This window comes from Rhodococcus sp. IEGM 1370, from assembly GCF_033142325.1.
Classification (GTDB): Bacteria; Actinomycetota; Actinomycetes; order Mycobacteriales; family Mycobacteriaceae; genus Rhodococcoides.
On the sequence record NZ_JAWLRY010000020.1, the window covers coordinates 57,201 to 79,732 of the forward strand.

Below are 22,532 nucleotides of genomic sequence, written 5' to 3' on the forward strand. Positions count from 1 at the left end.
CGTCCCGATCAGCAGGTGGACGTCGCGGGTACACCTGCGAATCGCTGGTCGATCCATTCGAGTGCCTGCGGAAGACCGAGCACTGCAGCAGTCAGGTGATCGTTGCTGGGCACCTTCACCTCGGTCACCAGTACTCCGGCGCGGCAGTACCGGGCAATCGTGTTGTCGATGGCGCTGACCGGGATCAACGCATCGGAGGGGCTGTGCCACTCGAAATACGGTGCCTTCGGTACGCCGGGGTACAGTTCGACGCTGTTGTCGTTGACGGCGGCGATCGCTTCCGGGCTGCTGATCAGATCCAGCGTGCCAGCGACCTCCATGGCGCTCTTGCCTGCGCCTGCCGCGATGATGTCGTTGGTGCACCCGTTCTGGATCTGGCTCTCGATCTGCTTGCCGAGCGGGTTGAGTTGAGAGCTGATCGGGATGCGGGTGGGGTACTCGCGCTCGATTCCGAGCGCGGCAGCGAACGCCAGACCGAACATGGGGTGCGGGGCGAAACCGAGATCGCGGGCCATGCGCTCGAGGTTCATCGGAGCACCACCGTTCGCGCTGCCGACGATGTTCAGCTCGGGTGCGTAGTCGTTCTGAAGCGCAGCTGCCCATGCGGTGGCCATTCCACCACCGGAGTAGCCGGCCAACGCGACCGGGCTCTGCTGAACCTGGATGGGATCGAAGCGCTGAGTGGCGCGAATGCTGTCCAGCACGATTTGTCCGCCGAGCTTGGCGGCGCCGTAGGCGCTGTTGGGTCCGAGGTGATCGGCGATGACGACGGTCCAGCCGCGCTGCAGTACTGCATTCAGTGCGGGTGCTTCACGAATCTGGAGATTGGGGTCGTTCGTCCACAGCGCTTGTGAAGGTGCACATTCGAGACCGAGAGCATTGATGATGTGTTGGTAGGAAAGCACCGGCCCGTTGGGTGCTTTGTTTTGCGGAACCAACACGGTATTTATTGCGGCGATGGGATCGCCGGCCGAATTTGTGGAGCGGAAATTCAGCTGCCACACGTCGACGCCGAAGAATCCTGGGGGCGGGGGCATCGGGCGGCTCGAGATCACGTCGCCCGGTGCGAGCGCATCGAGATCCACAGGCGGAGAGTAGAAGCCGTCGGCGATAGGCGTCGGATACAACGGCGCTGCAACTGCCTGACCTGCGCCGACGAGTGACGAACACAGGACAGCAACCGCCGTCATGCTGACAGCGCCTGCCAACTTGAGAACCCGCATGTGGTAAACCCCTCCGTGCCTGAACCGAAGCGACGAGCGCTGCGGTGATCTGGCAAGCCCCCATAGAGCCGGCCCGCAAACCGTTATAGCTGACGACTCGTGACTTGTTACGCTCCCCCGGAAACGATGTGCGCCACGGTACGCATCCGCTCATTTTATGGCAACCGAACGTTACCTATGCTCGTTTCTTCGGTAGAAATCAAGTAATCGACCGGGAGCATTCTCGTCATTCCTGACGCACCGCCTTCGGTTCCTTGTCCGGGCGCAGACCGCGCCAGCTCGGATGCCGCAGATGGCCGGATTCCGTGGCCTCGTAGAACCGAACCTCGCCGACGAGGACAGGCTCGACCCACACCGCTCCGTTCCGATCGGCCGGGGGCAACACCGAGGAGAAGGGACTGTCCGACGCCTCGAGTGGGGCCAGGAGGGCACCGAGCGTATCGAGCGCACGATCGTCGAACCCGGTTCCGACGCGTCCCACGTAGCGCAGTCGCTCCCCGTCGGGAATGCCCATCAGTAACGAGCCGAACCCGCCGGAACGGCGACCCTGTCCCCGACGCCACCCACCGATGACGATCTCCTGGGTTCGCCAGTTCTTGAACTTGATCCAGGTGTGGGCGCGCTTGCCGGGTTGGTAGACGGAGTCGGTGCGTTTGGCGACGACACCTTCCCAGCCCCGCTCTCTGCTTTCGGCGATGGCATCCGCAGCGGTCCCCGTCAGTCGTGGTGGCACCAGCACGGAGTCGAGTCCGGTGGTGAGAAGTTCGAGCAACCGTCGTCGATCCGAGTACTTCTTGCGCAGCAGTGACGTGCCGTCGAGGTGAAGCAGATCGAACGCGATGAATCGGATCTCGTCACGGGTGGCGTTCTGCAGTTTCTCGAAGCTGCTGACACCGCTGTCGTCGAACACGACGACTTCCCCGTCGACGACGGCGTCGTGCTCGGCAAGGTCGTCGGCGAACGATTGGAGTGCGCCGAATTTCTCGGTGTAGTCGTTGCCGCTTCGCGTGCGTAGCGTCATCGAACCGTGCGTGAGTTCGGCGACGATGCGGAACCCGTCCCACTTGCCTTCGAACGACCACTCGTCGTTCGGAAGATCGCGGATGTCGCCTGCGGTGGCGAGCATCGGTGAGATGTTCTTGGGCTCGGGCTTGTCGGGTGCGTCTTTCATCAGGTGCATCAACCACTGGCTGCCCTTGGTGCGGATCAGTGCGAACCGCCCGCGCGCCTTCTGTCCGTGCAGGACGACGATGACTTCGTCGTCTCGCCACTTCTCGAGTTCGTAGGTTCCGCTGTCCCAGATCGTGACGTCGCCGCCGCCGTACTCGCCCTTGGGTATTCGTCCGGAGAATGTCGCGTATTCGAGCGGGTGGTCCTCGGTGTGTACCGCCAGTCGATTCTGCTTCGGGTCGACCGGGATGTTCTTCGGGACGGCCCACGACACCAGGACGCCGCCGTGTTCGAGTCGGAAGTCGTAGTGCAGTCGTCGGGCATGATGCTCTTGGATGACGAAGGTGTCGTTGTTGCCCTGTGGCTCGGTGGTGGTCGGTATCGGCTCGGGAGTCTTGTCGGCGCTGCGCATGCTGCGGTACTTGACGAGTTTGTCTGTGGTAGCGCTTCTTTCGGGTGCCGAGTCCATGGTGGGGTCCAGTTCTGCCAGTAGATCGCCCAGGTCACGGAATCGCTCGAGCACCTCCTCGAACCGAAGCTGTTGCAGGCCCGTCGCTTCCAGCTCGTCCCACGTGCGTGGTGCTGCGACGGTGGGTAGGGTTCGCCCGCGTAGCGAGTACGGGGCGACCGTCGTCTTCTTGCCGTTGTTCTGGCTCCAGTCGACGAACACTCGACCGGTTCGCTTCGCCTTTGCCATCGTTGCCGTCACCCGATCCGGCGAGCGCTCTTCCAACAAGGTGGCCACACGCTTGGCGACGGTGGAGGCCCCCGCAGTCGACAGCGGTTTCTCCAGCGGGACGTACAGGTGAATTCCCTTGCTGCCGCTGGTGACCGGATACGCAGTCATCCCGATATCGCCGATCAGATCCCGTATCTCGCAGGCGACTTCGGCGCACCGGGCGAGATCCACGTCGTCACCGGGATCGAGGTCGAAGACCATGCGGGTGGCGGGGCCGGGATCGTTGCCGTCGAATCGCCACTGTGGCACATGCGCTTCGATGGCCGCCTGCTGGCCGAGCCACGCGAGATCGGCTGCGGCGGAGAACAGTGGGTAGGTGACGACGCGGTCGGAATGCTGCATCGAACGTCGATCGAGCCAGTCGGGGGCAGACGCAGCGAGGTTCTTCTCGAAGAACGACGACTGGTCGACGCCGTTGGGCCAGCGCTTACGGGTCACGGCTCGGCCGACGAGGTGCGGCAGCATGGCGGGTGCGATGGCGACGTAGTACTCGATGATGTTGCCCTTGGTGGTGCCGGTTTCGGGGAACAGCACTTTGTCGAGGTTGGTGACGGAGACCTTCCGACCCTCGATCTCGAGCGTGGCCATCGTCATAGGTTAACGGCCGCCGTCTGAAGATGCGGGGGAGTTGTGACAGGCTCGAATACATGGCGACGATCAGTGTCTCGGTACAGATGCCCGAAAATCCGCAGGGCGCGTGGGACAAGGCTTCCGCGCTCGATCGGTTCGACGAGTGGATGACCATTCACGGTGGATGGTGCAGCCCACCGCCGAAGAAGGTCGGCAAGGGCACCGAGGTGGAGTCGCTGGTCAAGGTCAAGGGCTTCAAGAACACGATCAACTGGACCTTCACGGAGTACGAAGAGCCGAAGTTGATCGAGATGTCCGGCCGCGGCAAGGGCGGGGTGCGGATCTCGCTGACGGTCCATGTGCGTGAGGCCGAGGGTGGTTCGGAGCTGACACTCGACGCGAAGTTCGGTGGGGGCGTGCTGTTCGGTCCGGTGGGATCGGTGGTGGCGCGGGCGCTGGACACCGATGTCAAGAAATCCGTTGCGAACCTGGCGGCGTTGAGCTGACACGTCTCTGCTGAAGTAGCTGCACGACAACCTTTTCCAGCCCCGCATCGATGTCTCGGTGCGGGGCTGGAGACTGCATGGGATGCTCCACTCGAGGCCTCGATCGAGAGATTCCCCGCGTGCGACCCGTCCGAGTGGAGCAAAAATTGCGGAAGACCCCTACCGCTGACGAGTCTTTCGCAACCACCACAGTCCCGCGATGGGGAGCACCACCGGGATGAAGACGTACCCGGATCCGAAGTGCGACCACACCGTCGGCTCCGGGAAGTCCTGGGGCTGGATGTAGCTGAGGGTGCCGATGCCGATGACTCCGACGAGTTCGATGATGCAGGACACCGTCACCACGCGTCGGGATGCCTCGGTTGCTCGGGCCAGTCCCACAGTGGCCACGATGTAGACGACCGCCGCGAAAGCCGACAGCAGATACGCGATCGGGGCGTCGTCGAATCGAGTGGTGAGCTGCACGATCGAGCGTGCTGTCGCCGCGACGGCGAACACGGCGTAGACGGCAATGAGGAAGCGCCCGAATCCGGTGCGCGTTGCTTGCTGGAGGTTGTCAGGCATATCCGGCCCAGATCTGGCTCAGGCGCAGCACCATGGCCGCGAGGGTGAGGACGGCAACGAGCAGTACCGCGGTGCCGCCGCGGGAGCGGTCGCCCAGGGACCACCACGTCCCGAGCGGAAGCAGAAACAGCAGTCCGACGAGGTAGGACCCGAACGTGAGTCGGTGTATGTCTCGATCCGAGGTGAACATCATGACGAATCCGATGACGGCCTGCAGCGCGACGACGGCCTCGGTGGCAGCGATGGTCCAGAACAGGGCTCGATCGGACTTGTCCTTGAGCAGGACCGGTCGGTTCATGGCGAGCTTCACGAGCACCCAGATGCCTACGACCAGGGACAACGCGTACAACAAGCCGGTGACGGCGCCGATCATCGAGTTCCTCGTCAAGTTCGGAGTGGATGGGTGGTTCGACCTCCACACTATCCGCGTAACGCCACGTCAACACTGTGAGGCCCTCGAAACACGGCGTTGTTCCGGGTGTGACCAATCGGAAATGGATGGGGCTTGTACTTGTTCCATGCCCGCAGAGGATCTGCTCTCTCGCCGGACATGACCTTTCTTCCCACGGTGGCCACAGGCGTCCACCTCATCCAGCCAGCTCTGCGAACTTCAGGAGACACCCGTGTCAGACATCGACCAGGCCATCGCCGAGAACATCAAGAAGTCGCTCGAAGAGATCCCGCACCCTTCACTCCCCAAGGGCAGCAACATCTACGGCTCCACCAAGATCTTCCCCGACTACAAGGCCGAGAACGGCGAGAGCTACTTCACGCTGGTGCACGGCATCGCACACGAATCGTCGGTCTCCTTCGTCGCTGTGCTCCAGGCAACGCGCGCTCTGCGCAAGGGCTTCGAGTCCGCCATGTACTTCTACGGCCCCGGCGCTATCAATTGCCTTGCCACTCGGGGCTTTCCGACGACCGGTGACTCCGGCTTCCCGGGCGAGCAGAACATCAACGATTCGCTCGCGACATTCATCGCCGAGGGCGGCACCGTGTTCTGCTGCCGCTTCGGGCTCGCACTGCACGGTGGCCGCGAAGAGGACCTCATCGAGGGCGTCATCCCGGCCCATCCCCTGGACGTGCAGGACGCGTTGATCCACTACGCGCGCAAGGGTGCCATCATCAATTCGACCTACATGGTCTAGGGGATCTCGATGTCCATCTCTACACGCGTGGATCTGGCGTTGCTCGGAATTCGAGGAGCAACGCCGGTGTCCAGAACTGCCGGTGCAGGCCCGAGTGACGATGGACATGTCCGCATCGATGGCCTCGGCGCAGCCATCCCCCGCAATCCGCTCAGCCCGTACGTTCTCGAAGAGGGGCGAGTGTTGTTCGACGGCAACGACATCGGACTCGATGTTCAGGCCGTCGATCGCCCGAAGTTCTACGACCTCGCCACAGCCGACGGCGTCGCCTACGAGAAGATCGCCAAGCTGCACGGCTCCGGCGTCCTCGCTACGACCGTGGTGCAGACGTGCATCCGCTACGACGCCGACCAGCGGTGTCGCTTCTGCTCCATCGAGGCCTCGCTCGAGGCCGGGGACACCATCGCGGTCAAGACCCCGGCGCAGTTGGCCGAGGTGGCCGAGGCGGCGGTGCGACTCGACGGCGTCACACAGATGGTCATGACGACCGGCACCTCGGCCGCAAAGGACCGCGGTGCTCGCCACCTGGCCCGATGCGTGCGCGCCATCAAGGCGGTGGTTCCGCAGTTGCCGATCCAGGTGCAGTGCGAACCTCCCGGCGATCTGCAGACGATCCAAGATCTGTACGACGCCGGAGCCGATTCCATCGGCATCCACGTCGAATCTCTCGACGACGACGTTCGACGCCGGTGGATGCCGGGCAAGGCCTCGGTCTCGATGGACGAGTACCGCGCGGCGTGGAAAGAAGCGGTTCGTGTCTTCGGACGAAACCAGGTCTCGACGTACATCCTGGTGGGACTCGGTGAGGATCCCGACGAATTGGTAGCAGGCGCAGCAGAACTGATCGAGATGGGGGTCTACCCCTTCGTGGTTCCGTTCCGGCCGCTCGCCGGAACGTTGGCAGTGGACATCGACCGAGCGACGGCACCGAGCCGAGACGTTCTCGAAAACGTCACCCGACGCGTCGCCAAGGAACTTCAGGCCGCGGCGATGCTCGGATCCGAACAGAAGGCAGGCTGCGCGGCATGCGGTGCGTGCAGCGTTCTGCAGAACGCGGGAGGCTGACATGTTCGGTGTCGTGGAACAGGGCGACCTTGCCGGATTGTCCGGTACTGCAACCACTGTCGTCGAGCCCGGGTTCATCGTCCAGCCGTGCGGAAGTACAGCGGAGCTCGACGCCTATCGTGCACTCCGGAGGGCGACCTTCGTTGCCGAACAGGGCTTGTTCGCCGGCACCGATCAGGACGACATCGACGACGACCCACGAGCAGTCGTTCTGGTCGCCACCGATCGGGACGGCACCGTGCTCGGCGGAGTGCGGCTGGCACCCTGCACCGCAACGGATCTGGGGTGGTGGGCGGGAAGCCGGCTCGTGGTCGCTTCTTCGGCGCGCACCTCCGGCGTCGGGCCTGCCCTTGTTCGGGCTGCCTGCGCGCACGCCGAGAGCAGAGGTGTTCTTCGCTTCGACGCGACCGTGCAGAAGAGCAACGAGCAATTGTTCAACCGCCTCGGATGGATTCGCCGCGGCGACGTCGAGGTTGCCGACACGCCGCACGTGGCGATGTACTGGCCGATCGACCGGATCGAACGGCTCGTCTCCTCGACCAAGGCGATGCTCGCCGGGGTACTCGCACCTCTCCGGGCGCAGCCACTCGGACTCGGTGCCAAAGGCTTTCGCGGCGACGACGGCGTTCCGGTACCGGGGAGCGACATGATCGCGGCGTGCGATGCCATCATCCCGTCCATGGTCGATCGCGACCCCGAGTGGGCCGGCTGGTGTGCCGCGCTGGTCAATCTGAACGACCTCTCGGCGATGGGAGCAGGAGCCGTCGGCATGCTCGATTCCGTCGGCGCACCTACCCAGAGTCGGCTGACCCGCATCATCCGGGGTCTCGCCAACGCCTCTGCAGCGTGGCAGGTTCCGGTGCTCGGTGGCCACACCCAGGCCGGGGTGCCGTCGTCGCTGTCGGTCACCGCACTCGGCCGGACCTCGCGACCGGTGCCGGCCGGTGGCGGTGGCGTCGGCGATCGGTTGACGCTCACCGCAGACATCGAAGGCGAGTGGCGACGCGGATATCATGGCCAGCAATGGGATTCGTCGTCTCGTCGGAACTCCGGCGAACTGACGGCCATGGCGACGTTCGTTTCCCGCACCGCACCCAAGGCCGCCAAGGACGTCTCGATGGCAGGCCTGGCGGGTACCACCGGAATGCTGGCCGAGGCGAGCGGGACGGGTGCAGTACTCGACGTCGCCTCGATACCGAAGCCCGACGCAGCGTCGATGGGCGAATGGATCACGTGTTTTCCAGGGTTCGCGATGATCACCGCGGACCGTCCCGGTGCACCCACTGCACCGTCCGGACCTGCGCTGTCCGCAGTCTGCGGAGAGCTCACCGACATTCCGGGCGTCGCACTGCGATGGCCCGACGGAATCACCACTCGCGCGGTCACGTCCACCGTGACCGGATTGGGAGAAGCATGACCACCCACCCGAAGCCCATCACTATTTCCGTCGCCGCAGCCGAATTCGGACGCGACATGGAACAGGGTTACGCCACCATCGCCGCGTTGCTCGAGGAATCGCGCAATCGCGGTAGCCAGCTGCTCGTCCTGCCCGAGGCCTGCCTCGGCGGCTACCTGCCGAGTCTCGGCGGAGGAGACGAGACCGAGGAATCACGTCAGCGTCGACTCAAAGCCCTGCCGCCGGCCCTCGAACTCGACGGCCCCGAGATCAGACGCGTCGTCGACATGGCCGGCGACACCGTCATCACGTTCGGCTTCTGCGAGAAGGACGGTGATACCCGCTACAACGCCGCAGTGACGGTCGACGGCAGTGGAATCCTCGGCTCATACCGCAAGGTGCACCAGCCGCTGGGTGAAAATCTCTGCTACGACGCGGGAGACAGCTACTCCGCCTTCGACACTCCGATCGGCCGCATGGGGATGCAGATCTGCTACGACAAGGGATTCCCCGAGGCAGCACGGGAACTGGCGCTCGACGGTGCCGAGATCGTCGCCTCCATCTCGGCCTGGCCGACGGCCCGCACCGCCACTGTCGAGAACATGGAAGAGGACCGTTGGAAGCAGCGGTTCGACATCTACGACCGCGCTCGTGCACTCGAGAATCAGATCATCTGGGTCGCGGCCAATCAGGCAGGTACCTTCGGATCTCTCCGATTCGTCTGCAGCGCAAAGATCGTCGGACCCGGCGGAGAGATTCTCGCCGGTACGGGCGTCGAACCGGGCTTGGCCACGGCCACCGTCGACGTCGCTGCCCTCATCGGCGCATCACGTGGCGGCGGCATGTACAACCTTCGTGATCGTCGGCCGTCCGTGTACCGGACCATCACCAAGGAGCCGATCCATGCCTGAGATGTCGTTCCTCGTTCGATGGCCCGACGGACGCGAACAGTCCTGCTATTCACCGTCTCTGGTGATGCACGACTACCTGACGCCCGGCCAGGACTACCCGGTGGCGGAGTTCGTGCAACGGACGTCGGAGGCGTTGACGATCGCCAGCGATCGAGTGCTCGCCAAGTTCGGCATGCGGTGCACCTCGGCCGCACAACAGATGGAGGAGATTCACGGTGTCAGTGCCTCGTACGAGGCCGGTGCCGTTCGCGTACTGAGCATGTCGGGAGCTGAATTGCTATGACGGAGAATCACAGTGCAATAGAAAACTACTCCGTGATCGTCATCGGCGGCGGGCAGGCCGGCCTGTCCATCAGTTGGCATCTGACTCAGCGTGGCATCGAACATGTGGTGTTGGAGCGTGAGACGATCGCGCACGAGTGGAAGGACTCCCGCTGGGACAACTTCACCCTCGTGACGCCGAACTGGCAGTGCGCGCTCCCCGGGTACTCCTACGACGGTGACGATCCCGATGGATTCATGCAGCGTGACGAGGTGTACGCCTTCGTACGCCGCTACGCGGAAAGCTTCGATGCACCGGTCCGAGAGCACGTTTCGGTCGATCAGGCACTTCAGTCGGTGGCGGGTGGCTTCGACCTCCAGACTTCCGCCGGCCCCATGCATGCCGATCAGATCGTCGTCGCCGTCGGTGGGTACCACATCCCCACAATCCCGAGGTTCGCCGAGAAGCTTCCCCGTGACATCGTCCAGATCCACTCCTCCGAATACCGCGGGTCACACCAGTTCCCGGACGGCGACGTGCTGGTGGTCGGCACCGGCCAGTCCGGTGCCCAGATTGCCGAGGACCTGCACCTCGACGGCCGCCGCGTCCATCTGGTGGCGGGCACCGCTCCCCGCGTCGCGCGATTCTATCGCGGCCGCGACTGTGTCGCCTGGTTGCACGACATGGGGGTTTACGATGTCTCCATCGAAGATCAACCCGGCGGCGTCGGCAAACGCGAGAACACGAACCACTACGTCACCGGACGTGACGGTGGTCGAGACATCGACCTGCGCGCATTCGCCACCGAGGGCATGAAACTCTACGGCCGCCTACTGGGAGTCGAGGACGGCGTTCTGCAGTTCGCGCCCACCCTCGAGGCATCCCTCGACGCTGCGGACCGCGTGGCCGAGAGCATCAAGGACAACATCGACGCCTACATCGAGCGCGAGGGAATCAGCGCGCCGAGCGAGGAGCGTTACGTTCCGGTGTGGCGTCCGGAGACCGAGACCACCGAACTCGACCTCGTCGCCGCCGATATCAAGGCCGTCGTCTGGTCCGTCGGCTTCCGTACCGATTATCGCTGGCTGAAGGTCGGCGCGTTCGACGGCGAGGGCCACCCGACGCACAACCGAGGCGTCACCTCGGTGTCCGGCCTGTACTTCCTCGGTCTGCCGTGGCAGCACACCTGGGGTTCGGGGCGATTCGCCTCGGTGGCGAGGGACGCTGCGTTCCTCGCCGATCAGATCGGTCTCGAGATCAGTGCCGCACAACCCCAGAGTCAGATGGTCTGAGCTTCTCGTGGTCCCCATCAAGATCGGCGCGCTGGCAGCGCATTTCGGGAGAGATGTCGACCGAGCCGTACTGAAGATCACCACGATCATCTCCAGTGCGGCCCGAGAAGGCATCGATCTCCTGGTGCTGCCCGACGCGTCCCTCGGGGGCTACATCAACAGTCTGAGCAATCCGGATCCCGCGGAACTGCCGCCCACCCTCGATCCCGACGGTCCGGAACTGGCGGCGATCATCGCCGCGGCCGGGAACATGACGATCTGCATCGGCTACACCGAGCTGTCGAAAGGACTGCGGTACAACGCTGCTGCCTGTCTGACCGGAGACGGCATCCTGGGTAGTCACCGCAAGGTGCACCAGCCGCTCGGGGAGTCGCTCGCCTATGCGGCCGGTGATCACTTCGAGGCTTTCGACACCCCGGTGGGGCGGATGGGCATGTTGATCGACTACGACAAGACGTTCCCGGAGTCGGCGCGGACGTTGGCGCTCGACGGCGCGAGAATCATAGCGGCCCTGTCTGCGTGGCCCGCCAGCGTCACGGATCGAGCGTCTTCTCTTCCGAACGATCGGCAGTCCCGTCTGTTCGATCTGTACGACGCAGCCCGGGCGGCCGAGAACCAGGTGGTGCTGGTCTCGTCCAATCAAACCGGAGTGATGGGTTCGCTGCGCTTTCTCGGGCAGGCGAAGATCGTCGGCCCCGGTGGCGACGTACTAGCGCGGACCTGGTCCAAAGGAGGCCTTGCGGTGCACGAGATCGATGTCGACGCCGAGGTCGACCGAGCGCGCCGGGGGCTGCATCACCTGGCCGAGCGTCGAGTGGATGCCTACCCGAATCTGTTGCAGGAGAAGCCAGGTCAGTGAAGATCAGCCTGTCGACCTACTCGTCCAAGCCGCGCGGCGGAGTGGTGCACACGCTGGCGCTGGCCGAGGCGCTGGCGCGCGCCGGGCAGGACGTGTCGGTGTGGTCCCTCGGCCGCGGTGGCGACAGTACGTTCTTTCGTGACGTGGACCCCGCCGTCGACATCAAAATGGTCCCGTTCGAGCACCGGGAAGGGGAGAACGTCGGAGAACGAATTCTGCGGTCGATAGATGTTCTGCGGCAGGCTTTCACGCCGGACGAGTACGACATCGTGCATGCGCAGGACTGCATCTCCGCCAATGCCGTCGGCCGCTGCATCAGGACCATCCACCACCTGGACGAGTTCACCACGCCCGAGCTGGCCGCGTGCCACGAACGCGCGATCACGGCCCCGTACGCGCGCATCTGCGTGTCGGCGGCGGTGGCGAGCGACGTTCGCCGCGGATGGGGATTCGAGCCCACGGTCATCCCCAACGGCGTCGACGCCGAGAGGTTCACCGCAGCGGCGCAATCGGGCCGATCGCACTGGCGCGAGAAGCTCGGCCGATACGTGCTCGCCGTGGGAGGTATCGAACCGCGCAAAGGCAGCCTGGATCTACTCGACGCCTTCGCCCGGCTGCGTACGCACGACCTGAGATTGGTCTTCGCCGGCGGTGAAACGCTGTTCGACTATCGCGACTATCGTGCGGAATTCGACCGCCGCGCAGCCGAACTCGGTATCGAGCCGGTGATACTCGGTACCGTCGACGACGACGAGTTGCCGCACCTCGTGGCACAGGCTGCTGTGCTGCCGTTCTTCTCGACCAAGGAGGGCTTCGGACTGGCCGCCATGGAAGCACTCGCGGCGTCGACTCCCGTCGTCGCGCGAGATCTGCCGGTACTGCGAGAAGTGTTCGGCAACAGCGTCACCTACGCGTCCTCGGCGCAGACCATGGCAGCCGAGCTTCAACGTGCCGTGCGAGAACCGCAGGATCCGCTACCGGGCCTGACGCTGGCGCACAGCCTCACGTGGGACGAGGCTGCGGGTAAACATCTGGAGTTCTACTCCTCGCTTCGGTGACCGCTGCGCTTGTTGCGCTTGAGCCGATGGGGCTTGAGCTTGTGGAAACCCTTGACCCGTAGTGAGCGAATCGATTTGAGGTAGAACTCGGAGTCGTGACGCAGTTCCTCGGTCATGACGGTGTCGACGAGAGTCGTTCCCGGATTGGCCGAACTGGTCAGGCGCGCAGCGATGTTGACCACGGACCCGTACAGATCACCGTAACGGGCGAGAACCGGCCCCCAGGCCAGCCCGACCCGCAGATCCGGCATGTCTTCCTGTTCGGCGAACGCGTCCTGCAGGTCGAGGGCGATGTGGGCGGCGTCCTCGGGAGTCTGCGCGCTGAACATCACCTCGTCGCCGACGTTCTTGATCACCGAACCACGCCCGCGCGCAATGATATTGGTGGCGAGAGACTCGAACTCCTCGAGGAGCGTGGTCAGTTCGCCGATGTCGAGTCGACGCGTCAGGCTGGTGTAGCCGACCATGTCCGCGAAGCCGACGGCCATGACGGGGCTGTCGGTGGCGTCGTCGGGAGCGGCGATGGACCGTCCGGCCGCCGCGGCCAAGTGCCGTCGCCAGGTGTACGCCTGGAGCGCTTCGAGGGTGGGGACCGTCTCGGCAGCGATATCCCTGGCGTTGTGCCGGATGGTGTCGATATCGTTCTGGTCCTCGTCGCTGCTGGTGATGCGCTCGAGGATGTGAGAGTTCACCACGCCCACTTGCCATTCCGCGAGTCTGGACATCGACTGGCCGAGAGTGCGCGCGATCGCGACCTCCATCTCGGGCTTGATGACCTTCTGCTCGGTGAGTCCGGTGATCAACTTCAGTGCCTCGAGGTCCGCATCGGTGTAGACGACGGCCTCGGTATCGGTGTGGATGGGAAAGCCCATGCCGATCCACAGCGCGATGACCCGTTCGAGCGGCAACCCCGACCTGTCGACGATGTCGGACCGGGTGTACTTCGGAGTGCCCCCCAGGAGATTGCGTTCGATCTCCGCTTGCACCACCGAGTTGATCTCGTTCTCAGGCATATCCCAACGTTCTGTCGAAATAGGAACGGACATCGTCCACGTACGCGTCGATCTTGTCGGGCTCCCAGTCCGTGGTGGGAATGGGCTCTCCGATGGTGACCTTGACGGTACCGGAATGGACGGTGAAATCCTTTTTCCACATCACGTCACCCGCGTTGTGGATGACGATGGGAACGATGGGCACTCCGGCCTGCATCGCCAGGTGGAAGCCGCCCTTCTTGAATCGGCCGAGACGCGACGTCGGCATCCGTGTGCCCTCGGGCGCGATGGCGACCGAGATGCCACTGTGCAATTTCTCGATGGCGGGGCGCATCGCCTCTCGCGCCTGAGAGGGATCACCACGATCGACGTAGGCGACGTCGAAAATCCTGCCCAGCAATGCGAATCGTGGGTCGCGTTCGAGTTCTCGTTTGGCGACCGCGGTGATGTCCCGTCGAAGAATGGACGTGACGATGATCGAGTCGGCGGTGCTCTGATGGTTGAACATGAACACAGCGGGCCGCGCCGACCACGCGTTCTCGGTGCCGGTCACGTCGAGCTTGACTCCGGCAATGGTCAGAGCGATGTCGGGCGCAATGGTGCTCGTGATGTTCGCTCCGTTGCGCCTGCTGCGCGTCAGCAGCCCGAGGCCGAGGCCGATCGATGCGCTGGCCAGCACCGACCCCAGAGCTGCGGTGCTGCGCACGGCCGAGGTCAGATCGGTGCCGCGCTTGGGGCTCTCCAACGTGAGCGAGGGCCACTTCTTCTTGGCGGCGTAGCGCTGCAGTTCGGGATCCGGGTTGAGGGCGATGGGACGGCCGACGGCCTCGAGCAGTGGAATGTCCTCACCGCCGTTGGAGTAGGCGAAGCAGCCGGCGAGAGCGATTCCCTCACGTTCGGCGTAGTCGATCGCGGCCTTGGCCTTGCGTGGTCCCCACAGCGAATCGCCGACCAGCTCCCCGGTCAGGATGCCGTCGGTGACCACCGGAGTGGTGCACAGCAGTGTCTCGAACATCATGTCCTGCTGTACGGGCAGCGCCTGGTACGGCGTGGCCGAGGTGGCCATCACCAGTCGATGACCGGCGTGACGGTGTGCTTCGACGAGGATGCGGGCCTGTGGGTAGATCATCGGCGCGATCTCGTTGCGGAACAGCGTGTCTGCCTGTTCCATCAGATCGTCTTCCCGACGGCCCTCCAGGCCCCGGACGGCCTTGCCCATCAGGTTGTCGACCGGGGAGTTGCGCATCCGCATCTCGACGACGGCACTCGATATCTCCCACAGTTCTTTGACCGTCACGTCGAGAGTCTTGAGCCGTTCGAGAAATACTGCACGGGCGGAGAACCCGTTGATCAGGGTGCCGTCCAGATCGAAGAACGCAACGGTGTCTCGGCCGGGTGGAGCGGCGGCGATCGCGATCAGTCGATCGTCGAACTCGGTCATGAATTGTTCTCCTCGGGGGCCGAGATCGGTTCTACCTCGCGCAGCATCTGGTGGGCCATGTCGCGGATCGTGCGTACCTTGCGTGCCCACTCGTCGATCTCGAGCGCGAATGCTCGACGCCGCCGGGCTATACCGTCGGACGTGGAGTCGACGAGATCGCGATTCTCGGCCAATTGCAATGCTGTATCGAACAATTCGCCGGAGATCGACTCGCTGTGATCGAGCTGCTGACGAAGTCGTCTGGCCTGAGCCGCACCGAGGCATTCGGTGATGAACTTCGCCTTGTCGAACTCACCGCTCTGCGGCAGCAACATCAGCTGATCGGCAACCACCTGGTATGCCTCGAAGATCGGCTGCAACACGCGGTGCGCCAGATGCAGATCCTGCGACTGCAGTTGCCGTGCAGCATATTCGGGGTCGCTGATGTTGGCGCGCCAGTCCGGGTCGATGAGATCGACCTCGGATTCGAGCCGTTCGCCGAAGTCCTTCTTGTCGCCGAAGAAGAACTCGAACTTGAGCAGATCACGTAACTGCAGTGCCGACTGCCACAGCGACTCCTGGGTCAGTGGCGTCGAATCGCCGCTGGTCGGCAGCACGACCAGCTCGCCGATGGCGCGCATGACGAAGAAGTGGATTGCGTTGTTACGGAAGAACGCTGCGACCAGATGCTTGTCCTGAGCCAGGTAGAACAGGGGCTCGGGACCGTCGTCGAAACGCTTGACGACGTTGGCGTTGACCTGTGCGATGACGGCCGAGCGCACGACGTCGACGTCGGCGATGTCCACGCCGCCCGCGGTGGGCAGGTTGCGGCGCTTGATGTAGCGGGCGAGCGGGGCGATGATGGCCCACATCTCGTTGACGTTGAGGGCGCGATCCTCGATGCCCAGCAGGGCCATGGTGACCAATGCGGCCGGCGTCACCGGAGTCGCGTCGTTGATCGCGTGGGAGACACCGAGCGCGATCTTCTGCACCGCCACTCGCTTGTCGGAGTTCTCGGCGACGATCGACGCCACCGACATCGGCTCGCCGAAGTTCAGGTACACGTTGCCGCGCAACGTGCCCTGCGCGCGGATGTACCCGATGGCCATCCGAATACCCTCGGCCTGCTTCTTCGCGCCGTGCGATTCCTCGGCCATCGCACCGACCTCGTGCAGCCGGTCGTAGGTGATGGACGTCGGAACCAGGTACACGTCCTCGGCATCGCTGGTCTCGAGTGCGTCCACCAGATAGGTCAGCAGGCCGAATCGCGGCGGGCGGAGCTTCCCGGTGCGGCTACGGCCGCCCTCGATGTACCACTCGAGGTTGAACCGCTTGCTCAGCAGGAAGCTCATGTACTGACGCAGCGTCCACTTGTAGATCGCGTCGGAGAACTTGCGCTGGATGAGCACGACGCCACTGCGTTTGGCGATCGGGCCCAGCGGCCAGAAGCCGACGTTGATGCCGCCCATGACGTGGTTGAGCGGCAGGCCTTCGGCCAGCAGGGCAGGACGCAGTACGAGCGGGTCGAGATAGGAACGGTGGTTGGGCAGGAACACCAGCGGATAGTTCTTGTTGAGTTCGCGCACCTTCTGCAACTGATCACGGTCCACGTCGACCTTGTACGCCCGGGAGAAGTACGCCCCGAGGGTTCCCCACATCTCGACCGCGCGGCGGGTCTCGGTTGCGACCATCTCGCCGAGGATCTCCTGGACGCGGGTGTCGACGGCGTCGCGATCCTGGCCGACCTCCTCGGCGAGTTCGGTGATTCCGTCCCGGAACTTCTTCTGTTCCGTCATGTCCTCGACGACGAATCGCGGGATCTTGTACTCGGAGCCGATGACGCCGCGCTCGGCCTTGTCCAGCGCCAGACTGGCCTGACGAAGAATGAACGACGACAGGGACGTGCCGCCGCCGCGCTCGAACCGATCCTGCAGATCACTGAGAGTCGCGGGCTCGCCGACCAACACCGCGGAGTGGTCCGGGTCGTCGCCTGCCACCCATCGCTGCCACACCTGCGTTGGCTTGGACCGACCACGAGGCGCGAAGATTCGGTGCAGAATGCCGCTCTTGCGATCGGACAGAGTCACCCGCAGCGGGATCAGCAGCGGATCGTCGGCGTAGCCGCGAACACTGTCCGAGAGTGACGTTTTCGCCTCACCGGAGAGCACCACCGAGGGTGGTCGCGGTTCGCCGTCCGGAGTGGTGGCGTCGATCCACTGATTCAGAGCCTGAACCTCGAGGGTGGATTTGGCGTCGAGCAAATACACGTGCGGACCGTCGCTGAGCGACTGTTCGTCCGCGTCGAGGTGGTACATCGAGACTCCTGTTCCGTACCTTCGCAAGGAGGCACGCCGCCAGGCTACGCGGCAGAAACCGTGTGCGAGGGCGGTTCGGTGAGGTGGTTCCGGGACACCGATCTCGCCCGGGAGTCGCGCGGCTACTCGCCGGTACCCTGGTGGGGCCGATGGCACCTCGAGTGCGCGCGCGGTGCGCCGGGCGGCTGTCGTATACAGTGAGAGACATCGGCCTTCTCGGCCAACCAAATCTAAGTGTTAATCCAAGTTACAGTTACTTGTGGTTACAGTTACTTGGATTAACGGATAACCTCCTCTCGATACGCCGATCCGACGCGCCCTGTGCTGCCCCGGCCGCATCTCACCTGCAAGTGTGCGACAGTATTCGCAAACACTTTCGAGAAAGGCCGGTAGTCGATGCCACCCCGTGGGCGCGCCGTGAACGATTCGTTGACTCCCGAGAATCTGACGGCTCTGGCCGCGGCGCTCGCCGAGGGGCGTCGGGCCACCGTCTATCTTCGTGAACCCAACCCGAGTCTGGGCCTGCCCGAGGGGACGTCGGCGAAGGTCGTGTCGATCGACGGCACCACGGTCACCATCAGCCCGAAGGGTGTCAACGACGAATTGCCCTACGAGGCAGAGGAACTGCGCATCACTCGCAACGCGGCAACTCCGCCTGCGCCGGCCAAGCGCGTGCCCGCGAAGAAGGTGGCACCGCCTCAGGCGACGCCGGCAAGGAGCGCCGAGCCGGTGCAGCCCAAACCCGTAGCGGTTCGGCCCGACGCGGAGCCGGCACAGCCCAAGACGGTGGCGGAACGCCCCAAGGCCGTGCAACCGCCGAGTCCGGCTCCCCGTCGAGCCAAGAAGGCACCGGGCGGCGTCAGCGTCACCATTCATGCGGGGGCCGACAACGATTGGTCCGTCACGGTCACCCAGGGGGCGAAGCGGCCCACCAAATCGCAACCGGTGAGCCCCGAGTCGGTGAGCCGCGCTGTTCGGGAGTTGGGCGACCCCACTGCACGCGACGCAGTCGAGGCAGTCATCTCCCACGCGCGCGAGGAAGCCGCCCGACGCGTTGCAGAACTGAGCCGTCAACTCGAGGAGGCGCGCACGACGCTTGCCGCCCTCGAGCAGGACGTATGAACGACTCGCTCGTGTTCGTACACCTGTTGTTGCTAGGGTTCTGCCGACACCGCTGAGAGGGAGTACATGTTCAAGAAATTCATGCTCGTCGTCGTGGGGGCGGCTGCAATCGTAGCCAGCGTCGGCGTGGGGTCCGCATCCGCGGCCACTCCAGCTGCTCTCGGCGGCGGCTCGGGAATCATCGTCGGAGGCGCGGCCGAGTGCACGCTGACGACGATCGGTAACGACCGCAACGGAAACCTGGTCGGCTTCACCGCCGGTCACTGTGGCCAAGCGGGCGCCTCCATCGTCCCCGAGTACGACACCTCCCTCGGTGAGGTCGGCCGCATCGCGTTCTCCAACCCGGAATACGACTACGCCCTCATCGAATTCCAGCGTGACAAGGTCGCACCGATCAACCGCGTCGGCAACGTGACCATCTCGCAGGTCGGTCCGCCGACGGCGTTCCCGAACATCGTCTGCAAGGAAGGCCGTACCACCGGCAACACCTGCGGACTCGCGTACGGCGACGTCCTGCAGTCGCAGGAGACCTGGGCACAGCTGTGTGTCGTCGAAGGTGACTCGGGCAGCCCGGTCGTCGTCGGCAACACCCTCGTCGGCATGGTCAATGCCTACCTCGGCGTGGCGTGCTTCGGACCCGAGGTCGGCACCAACTTCGACGCGATCCTCCGCAACGTCGATCAGGGCAACGGACTCGGCGCAGGATTCGTCCCGGCTCCCTAGATCCACCCGTTTTCGGCCGAAGGCCCCGTTCGCGCAACACACCGCGACGGGGCCTTCGTCGTGCGTGGGGTCGGTACTGCTCTCAGCGGGCGCGGGCGGACGACCGAACATCTGCGACTATGCGTTCCGCGTCGTCCGGCGCGATTCCCAGCAGCACCAGGCTCGACGTCGTCGCCGCTCCGGCCGGATCGCCGATCAATCCGGCGTTGGTGGCGTCGAGGATCGACAGCGCAATGGCCTCGATGTTGAGGATCAGCACCTCGGCGGCGAGGTACGAGGAGAACACACCCTCGCGCTGTCCCCGTCGGATGACCGCGGCAGCCGACTCGCGCATCGGAGTCAGTAGATCGTGAATGCTGTTGTGTCCCAGATCGGACCGTGCGACCGCGAGTAACAGCCGGTACTGATCTCCGACGCGGGCCAGGGCCAGTGTCTGCCGAACGAACACCGTCACCGCCGATTCGTCTGCGGCAGGAACGCGGTTGAGCGCAGCCGAAATTCGTTCCGCTGCCTCCACGGCGATACCGTCGATCAACGCTTCGCGAGAAGCGAAGTGGGCGTACACGGTTCGCCGGACCACTCCCGCAGCGGCGGCGACGTCGTTGATGGTCGCATCGGGATTGTCCGCCAGCACTCCTTGCGCAACGTGCAGAATTCGCGCTCGATTGGATCGGGCGTCACGTCGTTGCACGGGCGGCGCAGCTGCGTCCCGTGCAATCGAACTCGACTCCGTCGTCTTACGCACAGGACAACATCTAGCACGATCGCGGGCGGGGAGTGTGGTTGCCGCCACAAAAGATTGCCGATCCTAGTCGACGCTTCCTAAGCTGCACAGCACTGTGCAAGGTGTGTCTCGCACTTTGCCAACGGGGGGGAACACACGATGACACTGCTTGCGATGACGCCTGTCCAAGATATGCACAAACCGTACCCACGACGCTGGTCGGCGCTGGTGGTGTTGTGCCTGAGCCTGCTGATCGTGGTCATGGCCAACACGTCCCTGTTGGTCGCGGCACCGTCGATGACACTCGACCTGAGTCTGACGAGCAGCGACCTGCAATGGGTGATCGACGGCTACACCGTCCCCTACGCGTCGTTGATGTTGCTGTGCGGGGTGATCGGAGATCGCTACAGCCGCCGCGGCGCTCTGATTCTCGGCCTGATCATCTTCGTCGCCGGATCTGTCGCCGGGGCACTCACCGATGCCAACCTCGGGGTGATCCTGGCCCGCATCGTCATGGGTGTTGCCGCTGCCATCGTCATGCCCGCCACCCTGTCGCTGTTGGTCGCGACCTTTCCCAAGCGGGAACGCGCCACCGCTGTCACCGTGTGGGCGGCAACCTCGGGACTCGCGATCGCGGCCGGGCCGCTGTTGGCGGGCTGGCTTCTCGAGAGATTCACCTGGCACTCGACGTTCCTGATCAATGTTCCGATCGCGTTGGCCGCCATCGTCGGTGCCGTCGTGCTGGTCCCGCCGTCACGGGCCGTCGACCCGGGTGCGATCGACTGGATCGGTGGACTGCTGTCGGTGCTGGCCGTGTCGACCATCGTGTACGCCATCATCGAGGGGATGCACTTCGGCTGGACGGTCGGGCCTCTGTACTTCGCGCTCGTCGGGCTGCTGTCGGTCGTCGGCTTCGTGGGATGGGAACTGCGCCATCCCAATCCGTTGCTCGACGTCCGAATGTTCTCTTCCCGCATCCTCAGCGGTGCCACCCTCGCGGTGCTGATCTTCTTCCTCGTCACCTTCGGTGCCATCTACTTCGTCGCCCAGTATCTCCAGTTCGCTCTCGGCTACGGTCCGGTGTCCACCGGCGTTCACCTCTTGCCGTTGGCCGGTGCGGTCTTCGTCGGATCCGGAATCACGATGTGGCTCACGCCGAAGCTGGGACCGCGCGTCACCGTCACCGCAGGCATGATCGTGGGAACGCTGTCGGTCGTCTCGCTCATCGGGATCGACTCGACCGCAACGTATTCCGACTTTCTTCCGGTGCTGACGCTGCTCGGTCTGGCAATCGGACTGTCCGTCTCGCCCTGCACCGACTCCATCATGGGCGAGTTTCCGGACAGCAAGCTCGGAGTGGGCGGCGGGCTCAACGACACCGCCCTCGAACTCGGCGGATCGCTCGGCATCGCTGTGCTTGGATCGGTGCTCGCCGCGTCCTACCGCCAGGGCATCGAAGGATTCCTGCAGACCTTCCCCGGCAAGCAACCGAACGGCCAGTACACCGGTCAGGCGGCGGAAGGACTTGCGGCATCGCAGGATTCGTTGGCCGGTGCGGTGATCGTCTCCGACGTCATCCGCGACCAGAACGCATTCCTCAGTGGGTTCGCGGACAATCTCGAAGCCAATGCTGTCGCGGCGTTCGGTGACGCAGTGGTGCACACGAGTGTTGTTGCCGCCGTCGTGTTCGGCGTCGGCACGGTGATCGTCGCGCTGCTCATTCCGTCCAAGAATGCGACTGCGGCGACGTCGTCGGAGAAGATCGAGTTCGAGCCGATCGTGCCCTTCGTCGCGCCGCCGGCAAAGGACCCGGTTGCCGATCGTGAGGTCGCCGAGCTCGAGCAACTACTGGAGCGGCCGTCGGCGAAGCCCCAGAATTCCGGCGCACGGCACGCATTGCGCACCGCGGAGGAGACCGCACCGGCACCTGCGCGCACCGTGGCCGAGCCGGCTCTGGTGGACGCCGAGCTCGAGCGTCCCAGCATCTATCAGCTGGCCTCGAAGGTGTACGAGTTCGACGCCTCCGTCGCCCGACAGGCCACGGTGGACAGCAAGTCCGGCGACCGCGTGACGATCCACCAGCTCGCCCTGTCCAACCTGGCGCGCACCCGACGCGTCGAGGCCGAGGAAGCCCTCGACGCAGCCCTCGAACTCAGCGATCTGCCGGTTGCGCCCACACCGCAGCCGCCCGAACCCACCGAGCCGCTGCAGACCTTCTACCAGCGGGCCAGTAAACAACACGCCAACTGCACGGCATTCAAGGAACGCTCGAGCTCCATGTGGGCAATGCCGCTGTAGTCGCAACCCCGCCCGCCTCTGGTCCGCCTCCCGCCCAATCCCGCCCGCGCACCCAACCCCGCCCGCGTCAATGGACCATTGCACCGCCGAGACGTATGTGCACCGCTCCCCGGAAGTTGGACTGAGTAATTCAGTTCCGACTACCGGGGAGTTTTGTATGCGTGCACGAAGTTCA

20 protein-coding genes are annotated in these 22,532 nt (G+C 64.4%); 12 read left to right on the forward strand and 8 right to left on the reverse strand.

Translation table 11 applies throughout. The annotated features are described in order from the left end of the window. Positions 1–8: 8 nt before the first annotated feature. A complete protein-coding gene (locus tag R4P47_RS20620; RefSeq protein ID WP_317785588.1) occupies positions 9–1,223 on the reverse strand; it encodes a lipase family protein in 1,215 nt (404 codons plus the stop codon). 226 nt (positions 1,224–1,449) lie between these two features. After that, positions 1,450–3,720 carry an ATP-dependent DNA ligase gene (locus R4P47_RS20625; RefSeq protein ID WP_269595689.1) on the reverse strand — a complete coding sequence of 757 codons (2,271 nt, stop codon included), beginning with the start codon at positions 3,718–3,720 and terminating at the stop codon, positions 1,450–1,452. A gap of 59 nt (positions 3,721–3,779) precedes the next feature. Here R4P47_RS20625 and R4P47_RS20630 point away from each other — a divergent pair, with 59 nt between their 5' ends. Then, positions 3,780–4,208 (forward strand): SRPBCC family protein, encoded by a 429-nt coding sequence (locus R4P47_RS20630; RefSeq protein WP_179272040.1) that lies wholly within the window; start codon positions 3,780–3,782, stop codon positions 4,206–4,208. Between the two features lie 159 nt (positions 4,209–4,367). Here R4P47_RS20630 and R4P47_RS20635 read toward each other — a convergent pair whose 3' ends face one another. Together R4P47_RS20635 and R4P47_RS20640 are read right to left on the reverse strand one after the other, a co-directional pair. After that, a complete protein-coding gene (locus R4P47_RS20635) occupies positions 4,368–4,772 on the reverse strand; it encodes a hypothetical protein (RefSeq protein WP_094640560.1) in 405 nt (134 codons plus the stop codon). After that, a complete protein-coding gene (locus tag R4P47_RS20640) occupies positions 4,765–5,145 on the reverse strand; it encodes a hypothetical protein (RefSeq protein WP_269595690.1) in 381 nt (126 codons plus the stop codon). Before R4P47_RS20640 ends, R4P47_RS20635 begins: the two co-directional genes overlap by 8 nt. 250 nt (positions 5,146–5,395) lie before the next feature. On the opposite strand from R4P47_RS20640, the gene R4P47_RS20645 reads away from it, so the two are divergent. Genes R4P47_RS20645 through R4P47_RS20680 form a run of 8 tightly spaced genes read left to right on the forward strand, consistent with a single transcriptional unit; the run spans position 5,396 to position 12,763 of the window. Then, entirely contained in the window at positions 5,396–5,920 is a 525-nt protein-coding gene (locus R4P47_RS20645) for an MSMEG_0572/Sll0783 family nitrogen starvation response protein (protein ID WP_068048684.1), read from the forward strand. A gap of 9 nt (positions 5,921–5,929) precedes the next feature. After that, on the forward strand, positions 5,930–6,985 hold the full coding sequence (locus tag R4P47_RS20650) for an MSMEG_0568 family radical SAM protein (protein WP_317785589.1): 1,056 nt from the start codon (positions 5,930–5,932) through the stop codon (positions 6,983–6,985). Position 6,986: 1 nt separating this feature from the next. Continuing rightward, a complete protein-coding gene (locus R4P47_RS20655; protein ID WP_317785590.1) occupies positions 6,987–8,402 on the forward strand; it encodes an MSMEG_0567/sll0787 family protein in 1,416 nt (471 codons plus the stop codon). Beyond that, positions 8,399–9,292 carry a carbon-nitrogen hydrolase family protein gene (locus tag R4P47_RS20660; protein ID WP_317785591.1) on the forward strand — a complete coding sequence of 298 codons (894 nt, stop codon included), beginning with the start codon at positions 8,399–8,401 and terminating at the stop codon, positions 9,290–9,292. The genes R4P47_RS20655 and R4P47_RS20660 overlap by 4 nt, the downstream gene beginning before the upstream one ends. Beyond that, entirely contained in the window at positions 9,285–9,575 is a 291-nt protein-coding gene (locus R4P47_RS20665) for an MSMEG_0570 family nitrogen starvation response protein (RefSeq protein WP_149406870.1), read from the forward strand. The genes R4P47_RS20660 and R4P47_RS20665 overlap by 8 nt, the downstream gene beginning before the upstream one ends. Next, positions 9,572–10,846, forward strand: coding sequence for an MSMEG_0569 family flavin-dependent oxidoreductase (locus R4P47_RS20670; RefSeq protein WP_269595693.1), 1,275 nt, complete (start codon positions 9,572–9,574; stop codon positions 10,844–10,846). Before R4P47_RS20665 ends, R4P47_RS20670 begins: the two co-directional genes overlap by 4 nt. A 7-nt stretch (positions 10,847–10,853) precedes the next feature. Next, a complete protein-coding gene (locus R4P47_RS20675) occupies positions 10,854–11,705 on the forward strand; it encodes a carbon-nitrogen hydrolase family protein (protein WP_269595694.1) in 852 nt (283 codons plus the stop codon). Next, positions 11,702–12,763 carry an MSMEG_0565 family glycosyltransferase gene (locus R4P47_RS20680; protein WP_269595695.1) on the forward strand — a complete coding sequence of 354 codons (1,062 nt, stop codon included), beginning with the start codon at positions 11,702–11,704 and terminating at the stop codon, positions 12,761–12,763. Before R4P47_RS20675 ends, R4P47_RS20680 begins: the two co-directional genes overlap by 4 nt. Here the strand turns inward: R4P47_RS20680 and R4P47_RS20685 are convergent. From R4P47_RS20685 to R4P47_RS20695, 3 genes are read right to left on the reverse strand one after another with little or no spacing between them, the layout of a single operon-like run. Continuing rightward, positions 12,745–13,776, reverse strand: a complete 1,032-nt coding sequence (locus tag R4P47_RS20685; protein WP_269595696.1) for an adenylate/guanylate cyclase domain-containing protein — start codon at positions 13,774–13,776, stop codon at positions 12,745–12,747. The two genes, R4P47_RS20680 and R4P47_RS20685, sit on opposite strands and share 19 nt — an antisense overlap. After that, the gene (locus tag R4P47_RS20690; RefSeq protein WP_068048699.1) at positions 13,769–15,196 is read right to left on the reverse strand and encodes an HAD-IB family hydrolase; all 1,428 of its coding nucleotides are present in this window, start codon (positions 15,194–15,196) and stop codon (positions 13,769–13,771) included. The genes R4P47_RS20685 and R4P47_RS20690 overlap by 8 nt, the downstream gene beginning before the upstream one ends. Then, on the reverse strand, positions 15,193–17,490 hold the full coding sequence (locus tag R4P47_RS20695) for a glycerol-3-phosphate 1-O-acyltransferase (protein ID WP_149406875.1): 2,298 nt from the start codon (positions 17,488–17,490) through the stop codon (positions 15,193–15,195). Before R4P47_RS20695 ends, R4P47_RS20690 begins: the two co-directional genes overlap by 4 nt. A gap of 396 nt (positions 17,491–17,886) precedes the next feature. Between R4P47_RS20695 and R4P47_RS20700 the strand changes: the two genes are divergently transcribed. Together R4P47_RS20700 and R4P47_RS20705 are read left to right on the forward strand one after the other, a co-directional pair. Beyond that, on the forward strand, positions 17,887–18,612 hold the full coding sequence (locus R4P47_RS20700; protein WP_094669309.1) for a DUF6319 family protein: 726 nt from the start codon (positions 17,887–17,889) through the stop codon (positions 18,610–18,612). A 66-nt stretch (positions 18,613–18,678) separates the two neighbouring features. Further along, the gene (locus R4P47_RS20705) at positions 18,679–19,335 is read left to right on the forward strand and encodes a hypothetical protein (RefSeq protein WP_037194795.1); all 657 of its coding nucleotides are present in this window, start codon (positions 18,679–18,681) and stop codon (positions 19,333–19,335) included. Positions 19,336–19,417: 82 nt separating this feature from the next. Here R4P47_RS20705 and R4P47_RS20710 read toward each other — a convergent pair whose 3' ends face one another. Further along, on the reverse strand, positions 19,418–20,080 hold the full coding sequence (locus R4P47_RS20710) for a TetR/AcrR family transcriptional regulator (RefSeq protein ID WP_179272037.1): 663 nt from the start codon (positions 20,078–20,080) through the stop codon (positions 19,418–19,420). Between the two features lie 138 nt (positions 20,081–20,218). Here R4P47_RS20710 and R4P47_RS20715 point away from each other — a divergent pair, with 138 nt between their 5' ends. Continuing rightward, entirely contained in the window at positions 20,219–22,357 is a 2,139-nt protein-coding gene (locus R4P47_RS20715) for an MFS transporter (protein WP_411567364.1), read from the forward strand. The last annotated feature ends 175 nt before the right edge of the window (positions 22,358–22,532 follow it).

What these genes read in the sequence shown, in the direction of transcription:
- R4P47_RS20630 (WP_179272040.1), top strand. Translation starts at nt 3,780, where the DNA reads ATGGCGACGATCAGTGTCTCGGTACAGATGCCCGAAAATCCGCAGGGC.
- R4P47_RS20695 (WP_149406875.1), bottom strand. Translation starts at nt 17,490, where the DNA reads ATGTACCACCTCGACGCGGACGAACAGTCGCTCAGCGACGGTCCGCAC.
- R4P47_RS20665 (WP_149406870.1), top strand. Translation starts at nt 9,285, where the DNA reads ATGCCTGAGATGTCGTTCCTCGTTCGATGGCCCGACGGACGCGAACAG.
- R4P47_RS20640 (WP_269595690.1), bottom strand. Translation starts at nt 5,145, where the DNA reads ATGATCGGCGCCGTCACCGGCTTGTTGTACGCGTTGTCCCTGGTCGTA.
- R4P47_RS20650 (WP_317785589.1), top strand. Translation starts at nt 5,930, where the DNA reads ATGTCCATCTCTACACGCGTGGATCTGGCGTTGCTCGGAATTCGAGGA.
- R4P47_RS20670 (WP_269595693.1), top strand. Translation starts at nt 9,572, where the DNA reads ATGACGGAGAATCACAGTGCAATAGAAAACTACTCCGTGATCGTCATC.
- R4P47_RS20690 (WP_068048699.1), bottom strand. Translation starts at nt 15,196, where the DNA reads ATGACCGAGTTCGACGATCGACTGATCGCGATCGCCGCCGCTCCACCC.
- R4P47_RS20635 (WP_094640560.1), bottom strand. Translation starts at nt 4,772, where the DNA reads ATGCCTGACAACCTCCAGCAAGCAACGCGCACCGGATTCGGGCGCTTC.
- R4P47_RS20715 (WP_411567364.1), top strand. Translation starts at nt 20,219, where the DNA reads ATGACACTGCTTGCGATGACGCCTGTCCAAGATATGCACAAACCGTAC.
- R4P47_RS20625 (WP_269595689.1), bottom strand. Translation starts at nt 3,720, where the DNA reads ATGGCCACGCTCGAGATCGAGGGTCGGAAGGTCTCCGTCACCAACCTC.
- R4P47_RS20620 (WP_317785588.1), bottom strand. Translation starts at nt 1,223, where the DNA reads ATGCGGGTTCTCAAGTTGGCAGGCGCTGTCAGCATGACGGCGGTTGCT.
- R4P47_RS20700 (WP_094669309.1), top strand. Translation starts at nt 17,887, where the DNA reads ATGCCACCCCGTGGGCGCGCCGTGAACGATTCGTTGACTCCCGAGAAT.
- R4P47_RS20655 (WP_317785590.1), top strand. Translation starts at nt 6,987, where the DNA reads ATGTTCGGTGTCGTGGAACAGGGCGACCTTGCCGGATTGTCCGGTACT.
- R4P47_RS20685 (WP_269595696.1), bottom strand. Translation starts at nt 13,776, where the DNA reads ATGCCTGAGAACGAGATCAACTCGGTGGTGCAAGCGGAGATCGAACGC.
- R4P47_RS20660 (WP_317785591.1), top strand. Translation starts at nt 8,399, where the DNA reads ATGACCACCCACCCGAAGCCCATCACTATTTCCGTCGCCGCAGCCGAA.
- R4P47_RS20705 (WP_037194795.1), top strand. Translation starts at nt 18,679, where the DNA reads ATGTTCAAGAAATTCATGCTCGTCGTCGTGGGGGCGGCTGCAATCGTA.